A 15072-nucleotide genomic window follows, 5' to 3' on the forward strand; every position below is an offset into this window, starting at 1 on the left:
GTCCGGTCGGGGGCTTGCCTCAGCGCCAGTGGAGATGTCGGCTGTCGCATTTCTAAATGGCTGAAGACGTATCCAAAGTGACATTTTAACTTTGCGCCAAAGCGGACAGTTCAACCTGGCCGCCACATTGCCACTATTGCCCCTTTTAGGGGGTTGATAAGGTCGAATTTCGACGGTAATGATCCCATCAAAGGGGTCGACAATGAAACGAACGCTGCAGATCCACTTCGACGGCGAATGGCACGACGCGGCAGCTCTTGAGCTGAAAGACGACGATGCCGGCTACGTCGGTAGTTCGGTCGTCGACTACGATCTCGACTACTTTCTCGCCACGGCCGCGCAGGGTTTCGCCGCGGGTCAGACGGTCTGCGATCACCGCGCATTGTCTGTTCGCTATCCGATTGACCTTGAAAATCGGTACAGCCGTCACTGGCCAGCTTTCCTCCTGGATCTCATGCCACAAGGCCATGCACGGCGAAAGTTGGCTGAGCATATGGGGCTCGACGAAGTGGCTCGTTCATCGGATCTATCTTTGCTCCTCCGAGCCGCAACGGGCGGAATTGGCAACATCCGCATCAAGGAAGCGGCAGAGGCGGAGTCCGCTCGATTGAGCGGCTTGCAGCGCCAGGGCGTAACGGAGGCGGATATCCTCGGGCGATCGGACCGCTTCATGGAAGTTGCCGACCGTTTCGTGTTGGCTTCCGGTTCTAGTGGACTGCAGGGTGAGTGGCCAAAAGTGGCAATGACCCAGGCGAAGAACGGGCTCTTTTATCCCGACAGCATCGTGACCGACGACGAGGCCCTACGGCACGTCATCGTCAAGCTTGTTCGTGGCCCTGAAGCAGTTGACCGCACCATACTTGAAGGCGAAGCGATCTATTCGCGCATTGCCTTGGAACTTGGTCTCAAAGTCAAAGAACCGTCGATTTACGCTGACGGTGTGCTGATCATCCCTCGCTTTGATCGGAGCCTTAGCGCGAATGGGGAGACGATCCGGCTCGGACAGGAAAGCCTCGTTTCGGCGCTCGGTGTTGCAGAGTTCGGTCACATCGGCACACATGAGGCCTACATCGAGCTACTGAAACGACATTCCGATGACCCGATTGCCGACATTGCAGAATATTTGAAACGCGATATCGCCAACCTCGCGCTCGGCAATCCCGATAATCACGGTCGTAACTCCGCGTTGAGCAAGTACCCCAACGGAATGATCCGACTGTCACCACTCTTTGACTTTGCTCCCATGCGGTTGGCGAAAGAGGGTGTTGTGCGATCTACCCGTTGGGCCTCCATGCGTGACGGCGGCCTGGACCATTCTCCTGACTGGAAACGGATTTGTGCTGAGGTCTGGCCGGACCGCGATGTTCAGACGAAGCTGATGTCAGAGCTGCAGGCTTTCGCACAGCGCCTCAGACTGGTGCCGAGCCATGCGAAAAAGTTGGGAGCGCCGGACGTCATCATCGAACGAGCCATGATGCGCTGCAGCGAGATCGCTGACGGTGTTGATGACGTGTTCTCTAAACCGGAAGGAGCCTGATCAAAGTGGCACGGTGGAAAAAGCCGACGAAAGAGCAGGTTTCGGTTATGCGCCAGGATCTTGCAGAACAGGCGCGACGCGGCGGCTTGCATTTGCCGGATGCTGTGGTGGATATGCGCAAAAGCATAGGCCTCACGCAGCAGGAGTTTGCCAACACCCTCGGCCTTACTCGTAGACAGGTCGCGGAAATCGAAGCGGGCACTGCTAACCCGACATTGGAGACGTTGGACAAGATTGGCCGGCTGTTTGGCTTCGCAGTGGGTTTCGTGCCGAAGCGACGGCAGGATCCTTAATCAAAGTTCTCGCTCGACGTGTTGCATCCGTTCTGGAGGTTACCGGATCGGTTGGCCGAGATCCTGTGCAAACGCGAGCAGCGCTATGGCTGAAGCTCAACGGCGATTGGCGTCAGCAGGCTGATGGCATGAACTCCGATGCGCTGAGGGCCCAGGCCCCCAGCGCGAGCGTAAACTCTCTGCTCCAAATCAGAGTGAGAGCTTGCAATCATCCACGCAGGTGACCAGGGGCAGACTCCAGGCTAATTTCTGCACACGATCAACAGACTGCAGGCTGATGCGTTAATTGATAAAATCATACTGTAGCGTGAATAGTGCATGTTGATAATCAGCCTGCATGCTGATAAAAGTTGTTGTACGATCAGCTCACAGTCTGAAGAACGTGGATGAAAAGCGATAGTCGCAAAAGGGGGCGCCTGCGCCTCGATGAAAGACTTCGGCCGCTCCAACCAATCGATCGGTTCAAGGCGCCGCCGAAAGGATGGGTGCGTGCACTGCGTGACGCGCTCGGGATGACGGGTGCCCAGCTCGGCGCGCGCATTGGGGTGCGACCCCAAACCGTAGAAGCCATAGAGAAGTCGGAAGCCGCAGGCACGATCCAACTCAAAACCTTGCGTCGCGCAGCTGAGGCGCTGGATTGCACGCTCGTTTACGCACTTGTTCCCAACAGTTCACTGGAGGCTCTCATCGAGGCGCGCGCAAGGAAGATCGCGACGCGGGAGCTTCACCGCGTCGCGCACACGATGCGGCTCGAAGCTCAGGGCACGGACGAAGCTGACTTCGAATCCCGTGTCCAGGCATACATTCGCGACAGGCTCTCCGAACGCGACCTCTGGAATGAGACATGACGGACCTGTTTCAGGAGCCTGAGGACGCAACACCCCTGGAACCAAATGAGCGCGAGGGGCTCCTTCAGACATGGATCACGCACCGTCGTGATCTCAACGAGGCAGAGCGGGAGAACATTGTCGAAGGTGCGGCCTGGGCGCGTGGTCGTCGACGCGTATCGCTTGAGCGACTGCTCAGCGAGGATTTCATGCGAACACTGCACAAGCGGATGCTTGGCGACGTCTGGGAATGGGCCGGCGTCTTCCGAACGACGGAGCGCAACATCGGCGTCCAACCCTACCGCATCGGAATGGAGCTGGCGGGCCTGTTAAGCGACGTCCACTATTGGATTGGGCATCAGACATTTCCGGCGGATGAGATTGCGATCAGGTTTCACCATCGCCTGGTTGCCATCCATCCATTTCCCAACGGAAATGGTCGTCACGCTCGCTTGGTAGCCGATCTTCTGATCGAGCGCCTTGGCGGCGAACATTTCAGCTGGGGTGGCGGGACGCTGGCCGATGTCGGCGAGCTTCGCACCCGTTACATGGCGGCACTTCGTGCAGCCGACAACCATGATATCGCACCGCTGCTGCTATTCGCGCGCACCTGACAAATGTCGCCACTGGTCATGGGTAGGGCTTGGGGCCTAGCCGACATAGATTGCGGAAATCGAAGCGGGCACTGCCAATCACCGGAGACACCGGAGAGGATCGGCCGGCTGTTCCTGGTTCACGCCCAGTGCGTTGTCGGAAAACCCAAATACTGCCGTCGGCGGCATCCTCCAGCATGCCGTTCGTCTAATTTAAAGTGATGTGGCGTCCAATTTTGAACCAAAGAACACCAATGCGGCAGATGCCTTTGCAACACCCGTGCTCAAAGTAGCCTACCGGAACGCTTCGGACGGGGGCAGTCGGTCCCGCTTCCCTTCGGGCCACTATGTTGAAGCTCCTGCGGCGGCCCTTTTTCCGCCTTCGCGTAACGCGAATTCCCGCTTTCCCGCGAGGACGCGGCGCTATGCTGAAAGCTCCGATACGCTTCTTTGTGAAATGACCGAGCCTGTCGGATCGGTTGAAGGGGGCCGAGGGACGTTGCCCCTTCTCTCCCCCAAACAGTCTTCCGCCCACCTTCCTTCGCTGCGCTTCCGTGCAGGCGGTTCCCCGCGAAGACTGCTTTCCCCCTCCGTCCCCACCGCTCGCGCGGCCCCGGGAAGCAGGACGCGGCCCTGCTTCGCGGTCCAAGGGAAAAAGGAGATCTAAGCATGAGCATCTACGCCAAAACCGCCCGTTTCGACACGGGTCGCGCGCTGTCCGAGGATGAGATGCGCACCATTGCGCCTTCGATATTCGCGACTTCGGCACACGAAAGCCGCTCCGAGCGCTTCATGCCAATCCCGACAATCGAAATCCTGCGTGGGCTGATGAAGGAGGGCTTCGCGCCGGTCGGAGCGCGCCAGTCAGTCAGCCGCACGGAAGGAAAGGCCAACTTTACCAAGCACCTTATCCGTCTTCGTCGCCTCGATGACGGAAATGTCTACAAAGTGGGTGACACCGTCTGCGAAATTCTCCTCAAAAACGCAAATGATGGAACGAGTGCCTATGAGTTGCTCGCGGGGCTGTTCCGAGTTTGCTGCCTCAATTCACTAGTGGCCCAGACCGGAACGATTGACGCGATCAAAGTCCGGCACTCCGGAGATGTTCAAGGCAAGGTGATCGAAGGAACCTATCGCGTGCTCGCAGAGGCCGAACGAGCTCTGGCAGCGCCCCAAGACTGGTCGAGCTTCACAATGGGGCGGGATGCAAAGGAGGTGTTGGCGGAGGCGGCGCATCTGCTTCGCTTTGGTGACGCGGGCGGCGCCGTGACGACACCGATCAAGCCAGAACAACTGCTTGTGCCCCGTCGCCAGGAGGACCGCGCTGATGACCTTTGGACCGTGTGGAATGTCGTTCAAGAAAACAGCATCAAAGGTGGGTTGCGCGGTGTGGGCCGCGACGAACCCGGCAGGCCGCGCAGATCAACGTCGCGCCCGATCAATGGCATCGATCAGGATATCAAGCTCAACAAGGCACTTTGGCTTGTAGGGGAACGCATGGCCAGTTTGCTGCGCAATCGATGATGGTTTCGATCGCCTCGCGTCCAGAACAGTCTGGATGCGAGGCGATCTTCGACGGCAACTTCTTTTCCGGTTGGATTGCGTCAGATCCGGCACAAATCGGGATGGCAAAGCACGCCTCCCAGCTGACGGATTGAGGGGCGCCCCAAAGCCCCGCCCCTCAAACACCCCTGCCCGCCCGAAAATTTATCCACATCCGTGCAAGCCGATGGTAATCCTCGCGTCGCGCGAAAACGGTTTTTCTTTCATTGCAGTAGGGTTTACCTATCTTGTGGACGACCGGTGGAAAGACGGGGGATATTTAGTGCGTCCCCGCCGCAATCTTGTGCCCGCCCCAAGTTGACCTAGAGTGTTTGAGCGGTCGATCGAAACCGCGAGTGTAGCAACTATCAGATTGGGGCTGGCGTCGTCGCCGGCCCCTTTCCAACTTCTACATTCGGTTCGAACAACGATGCGACCGGCGTTGGGTTAACGTTGCTCGCCGACCTTAGCCGGAGCAGCCGCCTCCTGTCCGGTCCGTGTCGTTTCAAGCAGGTCGTCGCTCGCCCTGAGATCTAACTTTCCCCAGATCGACGTTTTCCGCGTGCCGGACTTCGGATTGCGCGACTGTTTAATCTCGACGATGAATGACGTTGTCTGCTGGCGCATGGTTCCCCCAGGCGACGAATCCCAATCGAACGATCGTGCGCTAGCCCATTGGCAACTCTGCCTTGATCGAGGATGGAGATGCGGTGCGAGCGGGCCGGTACAGATACGAAGTCCGCAGGATGGTGATCGTCGCCGGGTGGTCCTGTTTCACCTACCATGCCAGGGCAATGTTCTCTCTTGCTGCGGCAGCATCCTGCGCGGGCTCGATGGGCGTGTCTGACCGGAAAGCGGCTGGAGCCTCGATCGTCCTCCCGCAACGGCATCCGCAGTTTTCTTACCCCTGGCGGCTCAAGCCGCCATTCCTCGCCATCGAACAAAACTGCTCCTTGCCGCCCTCCATTTCATTTTGGCCCTATGGGTGCGGTCCGATCGTCCCCGGTCCTTTCGACAGCCATCGAGGCCGCGAAGGGCGCGGCCCGAAACACGAGAAAGGAACTTCGACATGGCAACCATTGGCACTTTCACCTCCACCGACAACGGCTTCAACGGGTCGATCCGTACGCTGACCCTCAACGTCAAGGCTCGCATCGCACGGATCGAACACCCCTCCGACAAAGGTCCTCACTTCCGCATCTATGCCGGCAACGTCGAATTCGGTGCGGCCTGGCAGAAGAGCTCCGAACAGACTGGCCGTGACTACCTCTCGGTCAAGCTCGACGACCCGAGCTTCCCCGCTCCAATCTACGCGACGCTTGCGGAAGTCGAAGGCGAAGACGGCTACCAGCTGATCTGGTCTCGCTCCAACAGGGACTGAGGCAACTAGGCCCCGCCTGCAGGCGGGGCCACCTCTCGTGGTTCGCCCAAGCGATTACGACCACCGTTCGCGGCCGCATCGGTTCTCACTGCGTTCGGCGAACTTCGTCGTCACTTCGAGGGGCGTTTTACCGCTGGCCGATATCCCCGGGTGCGCTTCTTCCTGAGAACGTCGAGAAACAACGCGACCGCCTCTTGCTCGTTGTCGAAATGATGGACCATCGATTGGCCTCTTTGACCGATCCTTCCCCAGCGCCGCGTCAGGCAGGCCTCTCCAAATAGCGTCCGATCGATCGACAGTGCATAGAACCGGGCCATGTTCCTGTTTGCGTCGGTTCGTTCGACATAGAGATGGTAGGGCTGACTGAGCATGGGAGTACCATCGCCGATGCCCGGATTCCCGTCCAACGAGTGTTTTGAATCGATCCGGCCTGATCGATTCATGATTGTGATGGATCGTCGGGAAAAATCAGGTGGTTGTCGGCGGAGTGCGAAATCTGTTTTGCTTGACGCAGCCTCGCATGTCGGCGCGCCTGAACCATATGGCGCGACCGCATCTCAAAGGCGCGTTTCCCGCCGTAAACACGATCTGCTCGTCAGCGCGCATTCGCAGCACTTCGTCCGGTTGGATGAGCGGCCGCGCCGCAATCTGCTTCGAGCGCGTACGTGACGACCCCCGCGATTGGAAACTGCGGCTCAGCTGATCGACTTCGACGGTCGTCGCGCCGCAGCGCCTTGAAACGTACTCGGCCGTTTCAGGATCGTTGATGGCGGCAAACGAGATCCAGCTCGCACTCTCGAACCATTTGCTCGTGGCGTCGCGGCCGCCGAAGGTCTCGCGCATCTGGCCGATCGACTGAAAGATCAGCGTGAGTGATATCCCGTACTTGCGGCCGGTGTCGCGTGCCGTCTCAAGAATGCGCAGGTAACCGAGGCGGGCCACCTCGTCGAGGAGGAACAGAGCCAGATCGCCGCCGAAGCGATTGCGATTGTAAATCGCGTTCACGAAGGATCCGATGATGACGCGAGCAAGGCCTGGATGCATTTCCAGTGTCTTCAGATCGATATTGATGAAGACGTCCAGCGATCCGTTCAAGAGCTGTTCCGTCGAAAAACTCTTAGCTGAGACCAGGCCTGCATAGTTTTCATAGGAGAGCCAATGCGTTTCCTTCACCGCGTTGGCGTAGACGCCGGAAAAGGTCTCCGGTGTCATGTTGACGAATGCAGCGACGTTTTCTCTCACGAAGTCCGAGCTCGAGTTCGCGTGAATTGCCTGCAGGCGTTCGCGCAGCTTCGGTTCCGGTTCCGCAAGGTTCTTGCGAACCTGCCTGAGCGTCTGGTCTTCTTTGCGCGTGTGACCAGACAAACAGACATCGGCAATGAGTGCGGTCAGCAACTGCAGCCCGGATGCCCTGAAGAAATCGTCGCGCACCCCGATCGCGCGACCGCTGTCGCTCATGATCCAGGAGGCAACCGCGCTGATATCCTCCTCCTTGGTTCCGCCATACCGGCCGATCCAGTCGAGTGCATTGAACCCCGCCTTGGGTTTCTTCGGGTCGAGTGTCCGAACGTCCCGGCCGGCGGCTTTGCGATGATCGACCACCATTGGCGCCACTTCATTGGAAGGGTCGAGGACGACGAGCGTGCTTCCCCATTTGAGCGCTGTCGGTACCGTTACCGAGGTCGTCTTGAAGCCGCCTGAACCAGCAAAGACGAGACCGTGCGACGAGCCGAAAGAGCCATCGAAGCACAAAAGCTGCGACCGACCGGCCGCACCCCAGGTCTCAGGCTTGTCTGCTCTAAACGCCACGGCCGCGACGCTGTCTTCATCGACCCGGTAGCCCTCGCCAATCACGATCCCCGCCGCTTCCGGAAAGAGCCTTTTTGCATGCGAAAGCTTCATCCAGTTGGCTTCACCATAGATCGCACGCCTGCCAAAAACGCGCTTCGGCTTGGCACTTGCGAAGGCGGCGTTTCCCATCATCGCGACCCGCAATCCGAAGCCTGACGATGTAAGTGCTGCGACCGCGCCAATGAGCGCCGACGGTTCAATGGGTATCATCTGGAACTGGAAAGGCAGGAATGGGTCTTGGTCGGTAGTGTGATGGTACCCGTCGATGAGCGCGAGCACGCAAGAAACCAGCCCTCCCCCGAATGCGCCCCATCCCGCGAAGCGGATGTTGGCGGATCCAGCGGCGGTAAACAGGAAGACGATGCCGGTGATCGCGGCGAGAACATAGGGCAACGCGGCACCTGCTCGGGCGAATAGCGCGCGCTGAGGTTCCGTCCTGCCGAACCCCACGAGCCAGTCCTCCGCCCCTGTCGTGGCGATTGAGGTCAGCACCATCAGAGTGACAGGCGCCACCGCGAGCGCGATCCTACCCCCGCCCATTGCGAAAGGCCTCCGCGCCGATTGCTGTCAGGCGTGGACGCTCGCCTTCGTCGCGCTGCAGCCGCTCGCCAAGTTCGATCAATGCGCCGAGCAGCAGTGCGCGCGTCTCGTAACGCAAGCCCGCTTTGACGATGAGGCCGCCCAGTTCGATCTTTTCCCGGGCATCTTTTCGCCGGGCATCGGATTTGATCGCGCGTGCCATCCGCTCAAGCCCCGTCAGTGCGGCTCTCAGCCGCAGCGTCGAGCGGCGGGGTCGCCTTGTTTCTTGCTGCCGTTGTTGCCCCGTTGTCGCGAAAGCGTGCCGCCAGTTTCTCGAAGGCGGCCTGGAGATCGGTCTCGTCGAGCTCGATCTCTCCGAGGCCCGCCTTCAAGGCAATACGACCGATCCGTTCGGCTTCGCGGGTTTCGGCCTGTCGCAATTGTTCCTGGAGTTTTGCGATCTCCTCTCGAATTCTCGAAGAAGGCTTTTTCATTCCGATTGTCCTTTCGTGCCGTGTTTCGAACGGCACGAGATTTCCCTGGATGGGTCGGCCCATCCAGGGACAAAACTGTCCGTTGGCACCGCCAACGCCTTTGACGATTATCCCGGCCGTTCCGAAGGAGCGGCATCCAAGGGCGCAATTATACGTCGCTGGCGCGACGTCCTGATTTGCGATCTCGGCAATCTTATCCCTCCTCTCGAAACGCGTTGATTTCGCTTGCGATCAGGAGTGTCTGTCGAAATGGCCGTCCCTCATTTCTCCGTCAGCATCGTCGCCCGCGGCGCGGGCCGCAGCGCCGTGATGTCGGCCGCCTATCGCCACTGCGCGAAGATGGACTTCGAACGCGAGGCCCGCGCTGTCGATTATCGCGCCAAGCAAGGGCTGCTGCATGAAGAGTTCGTGGTACCCGCAGATGCACCAGCCTGGCTTCGTTCAATGATGGCGGATCGGTCAGTGTCAGGCGCATCGGAGGCCTTCTGGAACAGGGTCGAAATATTCGAAAAGCGCTCCGATGCTCAGCTGGCCAAGGATGTCACGATCGCCTTGCCGATCGAACTTACAGCGGAGCAGAACATCGCACTTATGCGCGAATTCCTCGCAAGCCACATCCTTTCCAGAGGCATGGTCGCTGATTGGGTTTATCATGATGCACCAGGCAACCCGCATGTTCACCTGATGACGACGCTGCGGCCGCTTACGGCCGAAGGGTTCGGAGCCAAGAAGGTACAGGTGTTGTCGCCGGACGGCCGGCCTTTGCGCAACGATGCCGGTAAAATTGTCTATGAACTGTGGGCCGGCGGCGCCGACGATTTCAACGTCTTTCGAGACGGTTGGTTCGAGTGCCAGAACAGGCATCTGGCGCTTGCGGGCCTCGACATCCGCGTGGACGGGCGTTCCTACAATAGTCAAGGGATCGAGGCGGAGCCGACGATCCATGTCGGCGTCGGCGCCAAGGCGATCGAGCGGAAGTCAGCCGCATCGGAAAAGCAGCTTTTGCTGGACCGCCTCGAACTTCAGGAGGTTCGACGCCGAGAAAATGCGGGTCGCATCGTGCGCCGCCCGGAGATCGTCCTTGAAATGATCGCCCGCGAAAAGAGCGTCTTCGATGAGCGGGACGTCGCCAAGATACTTCATCGCTACATCGACGATGCGGGGCTCTTCCGATCGTTGGTGTCGCGCATCCTGCAAGACCCTCGAGCTTTGCGCCTGACCGGGGAGCGTATCGACTTTGAGACGGGGGTGCGTACCCCGGAACGGTACACGACCAGGGAGCTTATCCGGCTCGAAGCGGAGATGGTGAACCGCGCTTCCTGGCTTGCAAGGCGAGCGTCGCATGGCGTGCGGCGCGGGGTTCTGGATACGGCTTTTTATCGCAGCCCTGAACTTTCTGATGAGCAGAAGGCAGCGATCGAACGTCTGACCGAAAATGCCTCTCTTGCTGCAGTCGTTGGCCGCGCCGGCGCCGGCAAGACAACAATGATGAAAGCCGCTCGCGAGGTCTGGCAGGCGGCGGGGTATCGCGTTGTCGGCGGGGCTCTCGCTGGCAAGGCGGCCGAGGGACTGGAGAAGGAGGCGGGCATCGCCTCGCGCACGCTTTCGTCGTGGGAGCGGCGTTGGGCACAAGGTATCGACCGTCTCGACGACAGAACAGTGTTTGTCCTCGACGAGGCCGGCATGGTCTCGTCGAGGCAAATGGCGTACTTCGTCGAAGTCATCGTGAAGACCGGCGCGAAACTTGTTCTCGTCGGCGATCCCGAACAGCTTCAGCCGATCGAGGCCGGTGCCGCATTTCGCGCGATCGTCGACCGGGTCGGCTATGCCGAACTCCAAACCATCTATCGCCAGCGCACACCGTGGATGCGCAGCGCTTCGCTCGATCTGGCGCGGGGCAGGATTGGCGAGGCGGTGGATGCGTATCGCGCCAATCGCAAGATAATCAGTGTGGAGCTCAAATCTGAAGCTGTCGAACGCCTCATCACCGATTGGGACAGGGAGTATCTCCCGACAAAGACCAGTCTGATCCTCGCGCACCTGCGCCGAGATGTGCGCATGCTCAATGCGCTTGCTCGCGCGAGACTCGTCGAACGCGGCGTTGTCGGCCAAGGGGTTGCGTTCAAGACAGCAGACGGAAATCGCGATTTTTCCGCCGGCGATCAGATCGTGTTCCTGAGGAACGAGGCCAGCCTCGGCGTCAAGAACGGTATGCTTGGTCGCGTGGTAGAGGCGGCTCCTGGCCGCCTCATCGCAACCATCGGCGAAGGGACACATCGGCACAACATTACCGTCGAGCAGCGCTTCTACAACAATGTCGACCACGGATACGCGACGACGATCCACAAGTCGCAGGGCGCTACCGTCGATCGGGTGAAGGTGCTGGCTTCCCTGTCACTCGATCGCCATCTCACCTATGTCGCCATGACGCGCCATCGCGACGAACTCGCCGTCTATTACGGCCGCTGCTCCTTCGCAAAGTCAGGTGGCCTGGTGGCGATCCTGTCACGTCGCAACGCCAAGGAAACGACGCTCGATTACGGGACGGGACCTCTCTATCGCCAGGCCCTGCGGTTTGCAGAGGCACGCGGCTTTCACCTGATGAGCGTTGCCCGCAGGATCGTTCGCGACCGGCTTCATTGGATTATCCGGCAAAAGCAAACGCTCACGGACCTGGGCGCGCGACTGGCCGGTGTCGCTTCCTCAATCGGGCTCGCGCGGGGCAAGCTTGAGTACGCGGCCCCGGTGTTCGTAGTTCAAGGACCCATGATTTCCGCGACTACGGTTTTTGCGAGATCTGTCGAGCAAGCGGTCGAGGATAGGCTCGCGTCGGACGTGGGCTTGAGAGAGAGATGGCAAGACGTCTCGACACGCTTCCAGCTCGTCTACGCCGAGCCGGAGGTCGCGTTTGCGGCCGCCAAGGTCGATGCCATGCTGAAAGATGCGTCGCTCGCTGCGACCGTCCTGCAAAAGCTCGCCAGCGAGCCTCAGCGTTTCGGCGCGCTCAACGGCAGGACCGGAATGTTTGCGGGCCGATCCGACAAGCACGATCGCGACACGGCACTTCACAATGTGCCGGCGCTCGCCCGAAACCTCGCGGATTTTATTCACGCACGCACTGAGGCCGAACGCATGTATGTAGCGGAGGAAAATGCCCTTCGTTCGAAATTGGCGATCGAGATCCCAGCTCTCTCTCCGGCGGCCAAGCGGTCGCTCGAACACATGCGCGAAGCGCTCGACCGGCATGATCCGGCACGCCTTGAACGCACATCGCTCGACCCGTCAGTCAGAACAGAACTGGAACGATTTTCAACGGCGGTTAGCCAAAGGTTCGGCGAGCGCACCTTCCTCGGGGTTGTTGCCAAGGTGCCGGATGGCGAGATCTTTGCGTCCGTCACCGCGGGTATGACCCCTCAACAGAAGACTGAAGTGCGACTGGCCTGGGACCTGATGCGGACGATCCAGGAGCTTTCTGCGCGTGATCGCCTCACCGAGGGCCTGAAACTGTCTGAAACGCACCGCCAATCGCAAACGAAGGGGCTCGGCCTCAAGTGACAAACGTCTCCCCTCGTTCAGGAACAACGCGCCAATGGCGTCAAAGACCGATCCTGGTGATGTTGGCCGGATTGCTGCCATCGCTCACCATTCTCTTTTACGGTTTGGCTTGCGGCTATCGGCTCAACTGGACGCCAAGCCAATCGCTCGGTCTTTGGCGCATCCGTCCGCTCACAGGTGCGGTCGCGACTGGTGACCTCGTCTTTGTTTGCCCGCCTGACGCCCCCCGGTTTCGCGAGGCGCTCTTGCGCGGCTATCTCAGGGGCGGCCTTTGCCCTGGCGGATACGGTCCGCTCATAAAGACGGTGATCGCGCTTGAAGGAGAAGGCTTTGAGATCGGTCGCGTCCTTCGGATTGACGGTCGCGTGATCGAACACAGCGATGTTCGAAGCAGCGATGGTCGTGGCCGCCCGCTTTCGTCTTTTGAGAGCGGAATTGTGCCGGCCGGCCACGTGTTCCTCCATTCCCGTTTTTCCGCTTCCTGGGACTCCCGGTACTTCGGTCCGGTACCTGCAGACGGAGTTCTTGGTTTGGCTGAGGCGGTGCTGACCTATGCGCCCTGATCTCATGCTAACTGGAGTGCTGGCGATTGCTGCCATTCTGGCCGGATGGATCGGTTGGAGCGGAAATGTGCTGCTGTTGCCGGCGCCTTGTGCGTTCGCTCTGATCTGGTCGAGGGCGCCGAACAGGATGGCGGTCGTGCTCGTCTCCGCCGGGTATTTTATGGCGGCATCGCGAGGGCTTCCGCATGGAGTTTCACACTTCTATTCAACGGACGTCTGGGCGGGCCTCATCTTCTGGCTCGTAGCGTCCGTGAGCTTCGTCCTGGTTCATCTGGCGGCCTGGAGCAAGCGCCAGGCCCGAAGGCCGCTTGGCTTTCTTGTTGCGATGCTGGTGATGGCGGTTCCACCCTTCGGGATAACCGGATGGGCACATCCGGTCACCGCCTCGGGCGTTCTGTTTCCAGGCTGGGGATGGTGGGGATTGGCGGCCATGACAGCCGGGCTCATGGGCCTCGCAACCCGCATGGGACCGGCTGTCGCCGTTGCCTTGACAGGCTTTTGGCTTTGGTCCGCCGCTATCTGGACCAATCCAACGGTACCGTTCTCATGGCGTGGCGTCGACCTCGAAATGGGGTCTTCGCTTGGCCGCGACGCATCTCTAGGGCGGCAGCGTGACCTGATCGCAACGGTTCATGAGGCCGCAGACCAAGGCGCACGCGTCATCGTTCTCCCGGAGAGTGCTCTGGGGTTCTGGACGCCGACGCTCTCGACATTGTGGAGGGATAGTCTGCAAGAAAGCGCGGTCACCGTCATTGCCGGCGCCGCGGTGCTCGATCCTGCAGGATACGACAACGTGCTCCTCATGATCGATGGCGGCGGCAGTGACATCCTCTACCGGGAGCGGATGCCTGTTCCGGTCTCCATGTGGCGTCCCTGGGGCCCATGGTTCGGTGAACAGGGTGGTGCGCGTGCGCATTTCTTTGCCAACCCCGTTGCCGAGGTGGGCGGTCGCCGGATTGCTCCGCTGATTTGCTATGAGCAGTTGCTCGTCTGGCCGGTTCTTCAGTCGATGCTGGAAGGGCCCGACATCATGGTCGCCGTTGGGAACGGCTGGTGGACGGCAGGTAGTTCCATCGTAGATATCCAACGTGCCAGCGTGGCCGCATGGGCCCGACTGTTCGGCACACCGCTCGTGATTTCCTTCAACACGTGATCTGGATCAATCATGCTTGAGGCGCTGCTGATCGAGAAATGCGCAGATCCGTCGCTTGAGGCAAGTGTGGTCGATGCCTTCGTCAACGCGGTTGGCGACGGCGATCCACTGGCTGTGACGGTCAAGGTCGGTCGGAAGAGGATCCTGGTGGAAAAGGCAGCGACCCCCGATGAGGCGCTCGCAATCGCCCGCCGGTATGTCGGGCAGGCGACCGTGCGGGTTGGAGTGACTTCGTACCCCGCTCACCTTGGGATCGAGAGTGGCATGGAATTGAGCCCTGCCCTCTTCGATGCCTGCGAGAACCTTCGCATGGGGACAGCCACGTTCGCAAAAGTCATGCGGATCGTCGCCGCGTGGTATGGCAGCAACGCGAGCAAGGAAGCGCTACCCTATGTCCTGTCCGACAGCCTCAATGCGTGGGTTTCGGGTGAGTTCGAAGGGAAGGATGTATTCCGGGCGCAGGACCCAGGCGGACGGATGGTCCTGCAAGGGGTCACCGCCGAGGGGCAATCTTCTACGGATGAAGCGCCATTGCCGGTGCGTGGCGAGGTCGAGGCTGATGACGTTACTTCTGCCGGCATGCGGGTGGATATCTCGCGCACCGGTGTGAACGCAGCGGGCGAGCCGGTTAGATAGGCCGATCACCTAAGTTGAACCTGCAAGGGATGCGATCCGAAATCCGATCGCCCTGGCGAGGATGTTCTACGAGCTGTGATGCTCGCGCGATCATTGACCTGAATTCTGATGTCCGACCCCCGCAAGTG

The 15072-nt window shown here is 60.0% G+C and carries 15 protein-coding genes; 10 read left to right on the plus strand and 5 right to left on the minus strand.

Features of this window, described 5'->3' with window-relative positions; genetic code table 11:
- Positions 1–202 precede the first annotated feature (202 nt).
- From IB265_RS35735 to IB265_RS35755, 5 genes are all read left to right on the plus strand, one after another.
- Positions 203–1537 (plus strand): type II toxin-antitoxin system HipA family toxin, encoded by a 1335-nt coding sequence (locus IB265_RS35735; protein ID WP_192496176.1) that lies wholly within the window; start codon positions 203–205, stop codon positions 1535–1537.
- Between the two features lie 5 nt (positions 1538–1542).
- Entirely contained in the window at positions 1543–1830 is a 288-nt protein-coding gene (locus tag IB265_RS35740) for a helix-turn-helix domain-containing protein (protein ID WP_057251502.1), read from the plus strand.
- Between the two features lie 386 nt (positions 1831–2216).
- Positions 2217–2678: a mobile mystery protein A gene (locus IB265_RS35745; RefSeq protein WP_113480223.1), complete on the plus strand. Its 462-nt coding sequence runs from the start codon at positions 2217–2219 to the stop codon at positions 2676–2678.
- Complete coding sequence (locus tag IB265_RS35750) at positions 2675–3271, plus strand: mobile mystery protein B (protein ID WP_057251500.1); 597 nt, start codon at positions 2675–2677, stop codon at positions 3269–3271. Before IB265_RS35745 ends, IB265_RS35750 begins: the two co-directional genes overlap by 4 nt.
- A 648-nt stretch (positions 3272–3919) precedes the next feature.
- Positions 3920–4774, plus strand: coding sequence for a DUF932 domain-containing protein (locus IB265_RS35755; protein WP_192496177.1), 855 nt, complete (start codon positions 3920–3922; stop codon positions 4772–4774).
- 465 nt (positions 4775–5239) lie between these two features.
- Here IB265_RS35755 and IB265_RS35760 read toward each other — a convergent pair whose 3' ends face one another.
- Complete coding sequence (locus tag IB265_RS35760) at positions 5240–5419, minus strand: hypothetical protein (RefSeq protein WP_192496178.1); 180 nt, start codon at positions 5417–5419, stop codon at positions 5240–5242.
- A gap of 442 nt (positions 5420–5861) precedes the next feature.
- Between IB265_RS35760 and IB265_RS35765 the strand changes: the two genes are divergently transcribed.
- Positions 5862–6173 (plus strand): DUF736 domain-containing protein, encoded by a 312-nt coding sequence (locus IB265_RS35765; RefSeq protein ID WP_057251497.1) that lies wholly within the window; start codon positions 5862–5864, stop codon positions 6171–6173.
- A gap of 110 nt (positions 6174–6283) precedes the next feature.
- Here IB265_RS35765 and IB265_RS35770 read toward each other — a convergent pair whose 3' ends face one another.
- The 4 genes from IB265_RS35770 to traC are packed head-to-tail and all read right to left on the minus strand — an operon-like array spanning position 6284 to position 9037.
- Positions 6284–6616: a WGR domain-containing protein gene (locus IB265_RS35770; RefSeq protein ID WP_192496179.1), complete on the minus strand. Its 333-nt coding sequence runs from the start codon at positions 6614–6616 to the stop codon at positions 6284–6286.
- Between the two features lie 25 nt (positions 6617–6641).
- Complete coding sequence (gene traG / locus IB265_RS35775) at positions 6642–8564, minus strand: Ti-type conjugative transfer system protein TraG (RefSeq protein WP_192496180.1); 1923 nt, start codon at positions 8562–8564, stop codon at positions 6642–6644.
- Complete coding sequence (gene traD, locus IB265_RS35780) at positions 8551–8766, minus strand: conjugal transfer protein TraD (RefSeq protein ID WP_057251495.1); 216 nt, start codon at positions 8764–8766, stop codon at positions 8551–8553. The genes traG and traD overlap by 14 nt, the downstream gene beginning before the upstream one ends.
- Positions 8767–8770: 4 nt before the next feature.
- Positions 8771–9037 (minus strand): conjugal transfer protein TraC, encoded by a 267-nt coding sequence (gene traC / locus IB265_RS35785; protein WP_192496181.1) that lies wholly within the window; start codon positions 9035–9037, stop codon positions 8771–8773.
- 249 nt (positions 9038–9286) lie between these two features.
- Here traC and traA point away from each other — a divergent pair, with 249 nt between their 5' ends.
- Genes traA through IB265_RS35805 form a run of 4 tightly spaced genes read left to right on the plus strand, consistent with a single transcriptional unit; the run spans position 9287 to position 14944 of the window.
- Entirely contained in the window at positions 9287–12592 is a 3306-nt protein-coding gene (traA, locus tag IB265_RS35790) for a Ti-type conjugative transfer relaxase TraA (protein WP_192496182.1), read from the plus strand.
- Positions 12589–13155, plus strand: coding sequence for a conjugative transfer signal peptidase TraF (traF, locus tag IB265_RS35795; RefSeq protein ID WP_192496183.1), 567 nt, complete (start codon positions 12589–12591; stop codon positions 13153–13155). The genes traA and traF overlap by 4 nt, the downstream gene beginning before the upstream one ends.
- Entirely contained in the window at positions 13145–14308 is a 1164-nt protein-coding gene (locus tag IB265_RS35800) for a conjugal transfer protein TraB (RefSeq protein ID WP_192496184.1), read from the plus strand. Before traF ends, IB265_RS35800 begins: the two co-directional genes overlap by 11 nt.
- Positions 14309–14320: 12 nt before the next feature.
- The gene (locus IB265_RS35805) at positions 14321–14944 is read left to right on the plus strand and encodes a conjugal transfer protein TraH (RefSeq protein WP_192496185.1); all 624 of its coding nucleotides are present in this window, start codon (positions 14321–14323) and stop codon (positions 14942–14944) included.
- Positions 14945–15072 lie beyond the last annotated feature (128 nt).

The organism is Ensifer sp. ENS10 (assembly GCF_014852025.1).
Taxonomy (GTDB): domain Bacteria; phylum Pseudomonadota; class Alphaproteobacteria; order Rhizobiales; family Rhizobiaceae; genus Ensifer.

Excerpts from the sequence above, each read along its gene's own strand:
- IB265_RS35735 (WP_192496176.1), top strand. The coding sequence starts at position 203 with ATGAAACGAACGCTGCAGATCCACTTCGACGGCGAATGGCACGACGCG.
- IB265_RS35745 (WP_113480223.1), top strand. The coding sequence starts at position 2,217 with ATGAAAAGCGATAGTCGCAAAAGGGGGCGCCTGCGCCTCGATGAAAGA.
- IB265_RS35750 (WP_057251500.1), top strand. The coding sequence starts at position 2,675 with ATGACGGACCTGTTTCAGGAGCCTGAGGACGCAACACCCCTGGAACCA.
- IB265_RS35755 (WP_192496177.1), top strand. The coding sequence starts at position 3,920 with ATGAGCATCTACGCCAAAACCGCCCGTTTCGACACGGGTCGCGCGCTG.
- IB265_RS35760 (WP_192496178.1), bottom strand. The coding sequence starts at position 5,419 with ATGCGCCAGCAGACAACGTCATTCATCGTCGAGATTAAACAGTCGCGC.
- IB265_RS35765 (WP_057251497.1), top strand. The coding sequence starts at position 5,862 with ATGGCAACCATTGGCACTTTCACCTCCACCGACAACGGCTTCAACGGG.
- IB265_RS35770 (WP_192496179.1), bottom strand. The coding sequence starts at position 6,616 with ATGAATCGATCAGGCCGGATCGATTCAAAACACTCGTTGGACGGGAAT.
- traG (WP_192496180.1), bottom strand. The coding sequence starts at position 8,564 with ATGGGCGGGGGTAGGATCGCGCTCGCGGTGGCGCCTGTCACTCTGATG.
- traD (WP_057251495.1), bottom strand. The coding sequence starts at position 8,766 with ATGGCACGCGCGATCAAATCCGATGCCCGGCGAAAAGATGCCCGGGAA.
- traC (WP_192496181.1), bottom strand. The coding sequence starts at position 9,037 with ATGAAAAAGCCTTCTTCGAGAATTCGAGAGGAGATCGCAAAACTCCAG.
- traA (WP_192496182.1), top strand. The coding sequence starts at position 9,287 with ATGGCCGTCCCTCATTTCTCCGTCAGCATCGTCGCCCGCGGCGCGGGC.
- IB265_RS35800 (WP_192496184.1), top strand. The coding sequence starts at position 13,145 with ATGCGCCCTGATCTCATGCTAACTGGAGTGCTGGCGATTGCTGCCATT.
- IB265_RS35805 (WP_192496185.1), top strand. The coding sequence starts at position 14,321 with ATGCTTGAGGCGCTGCTGATCGAGAAATGCGCAGATCCGTCGCTTGAG.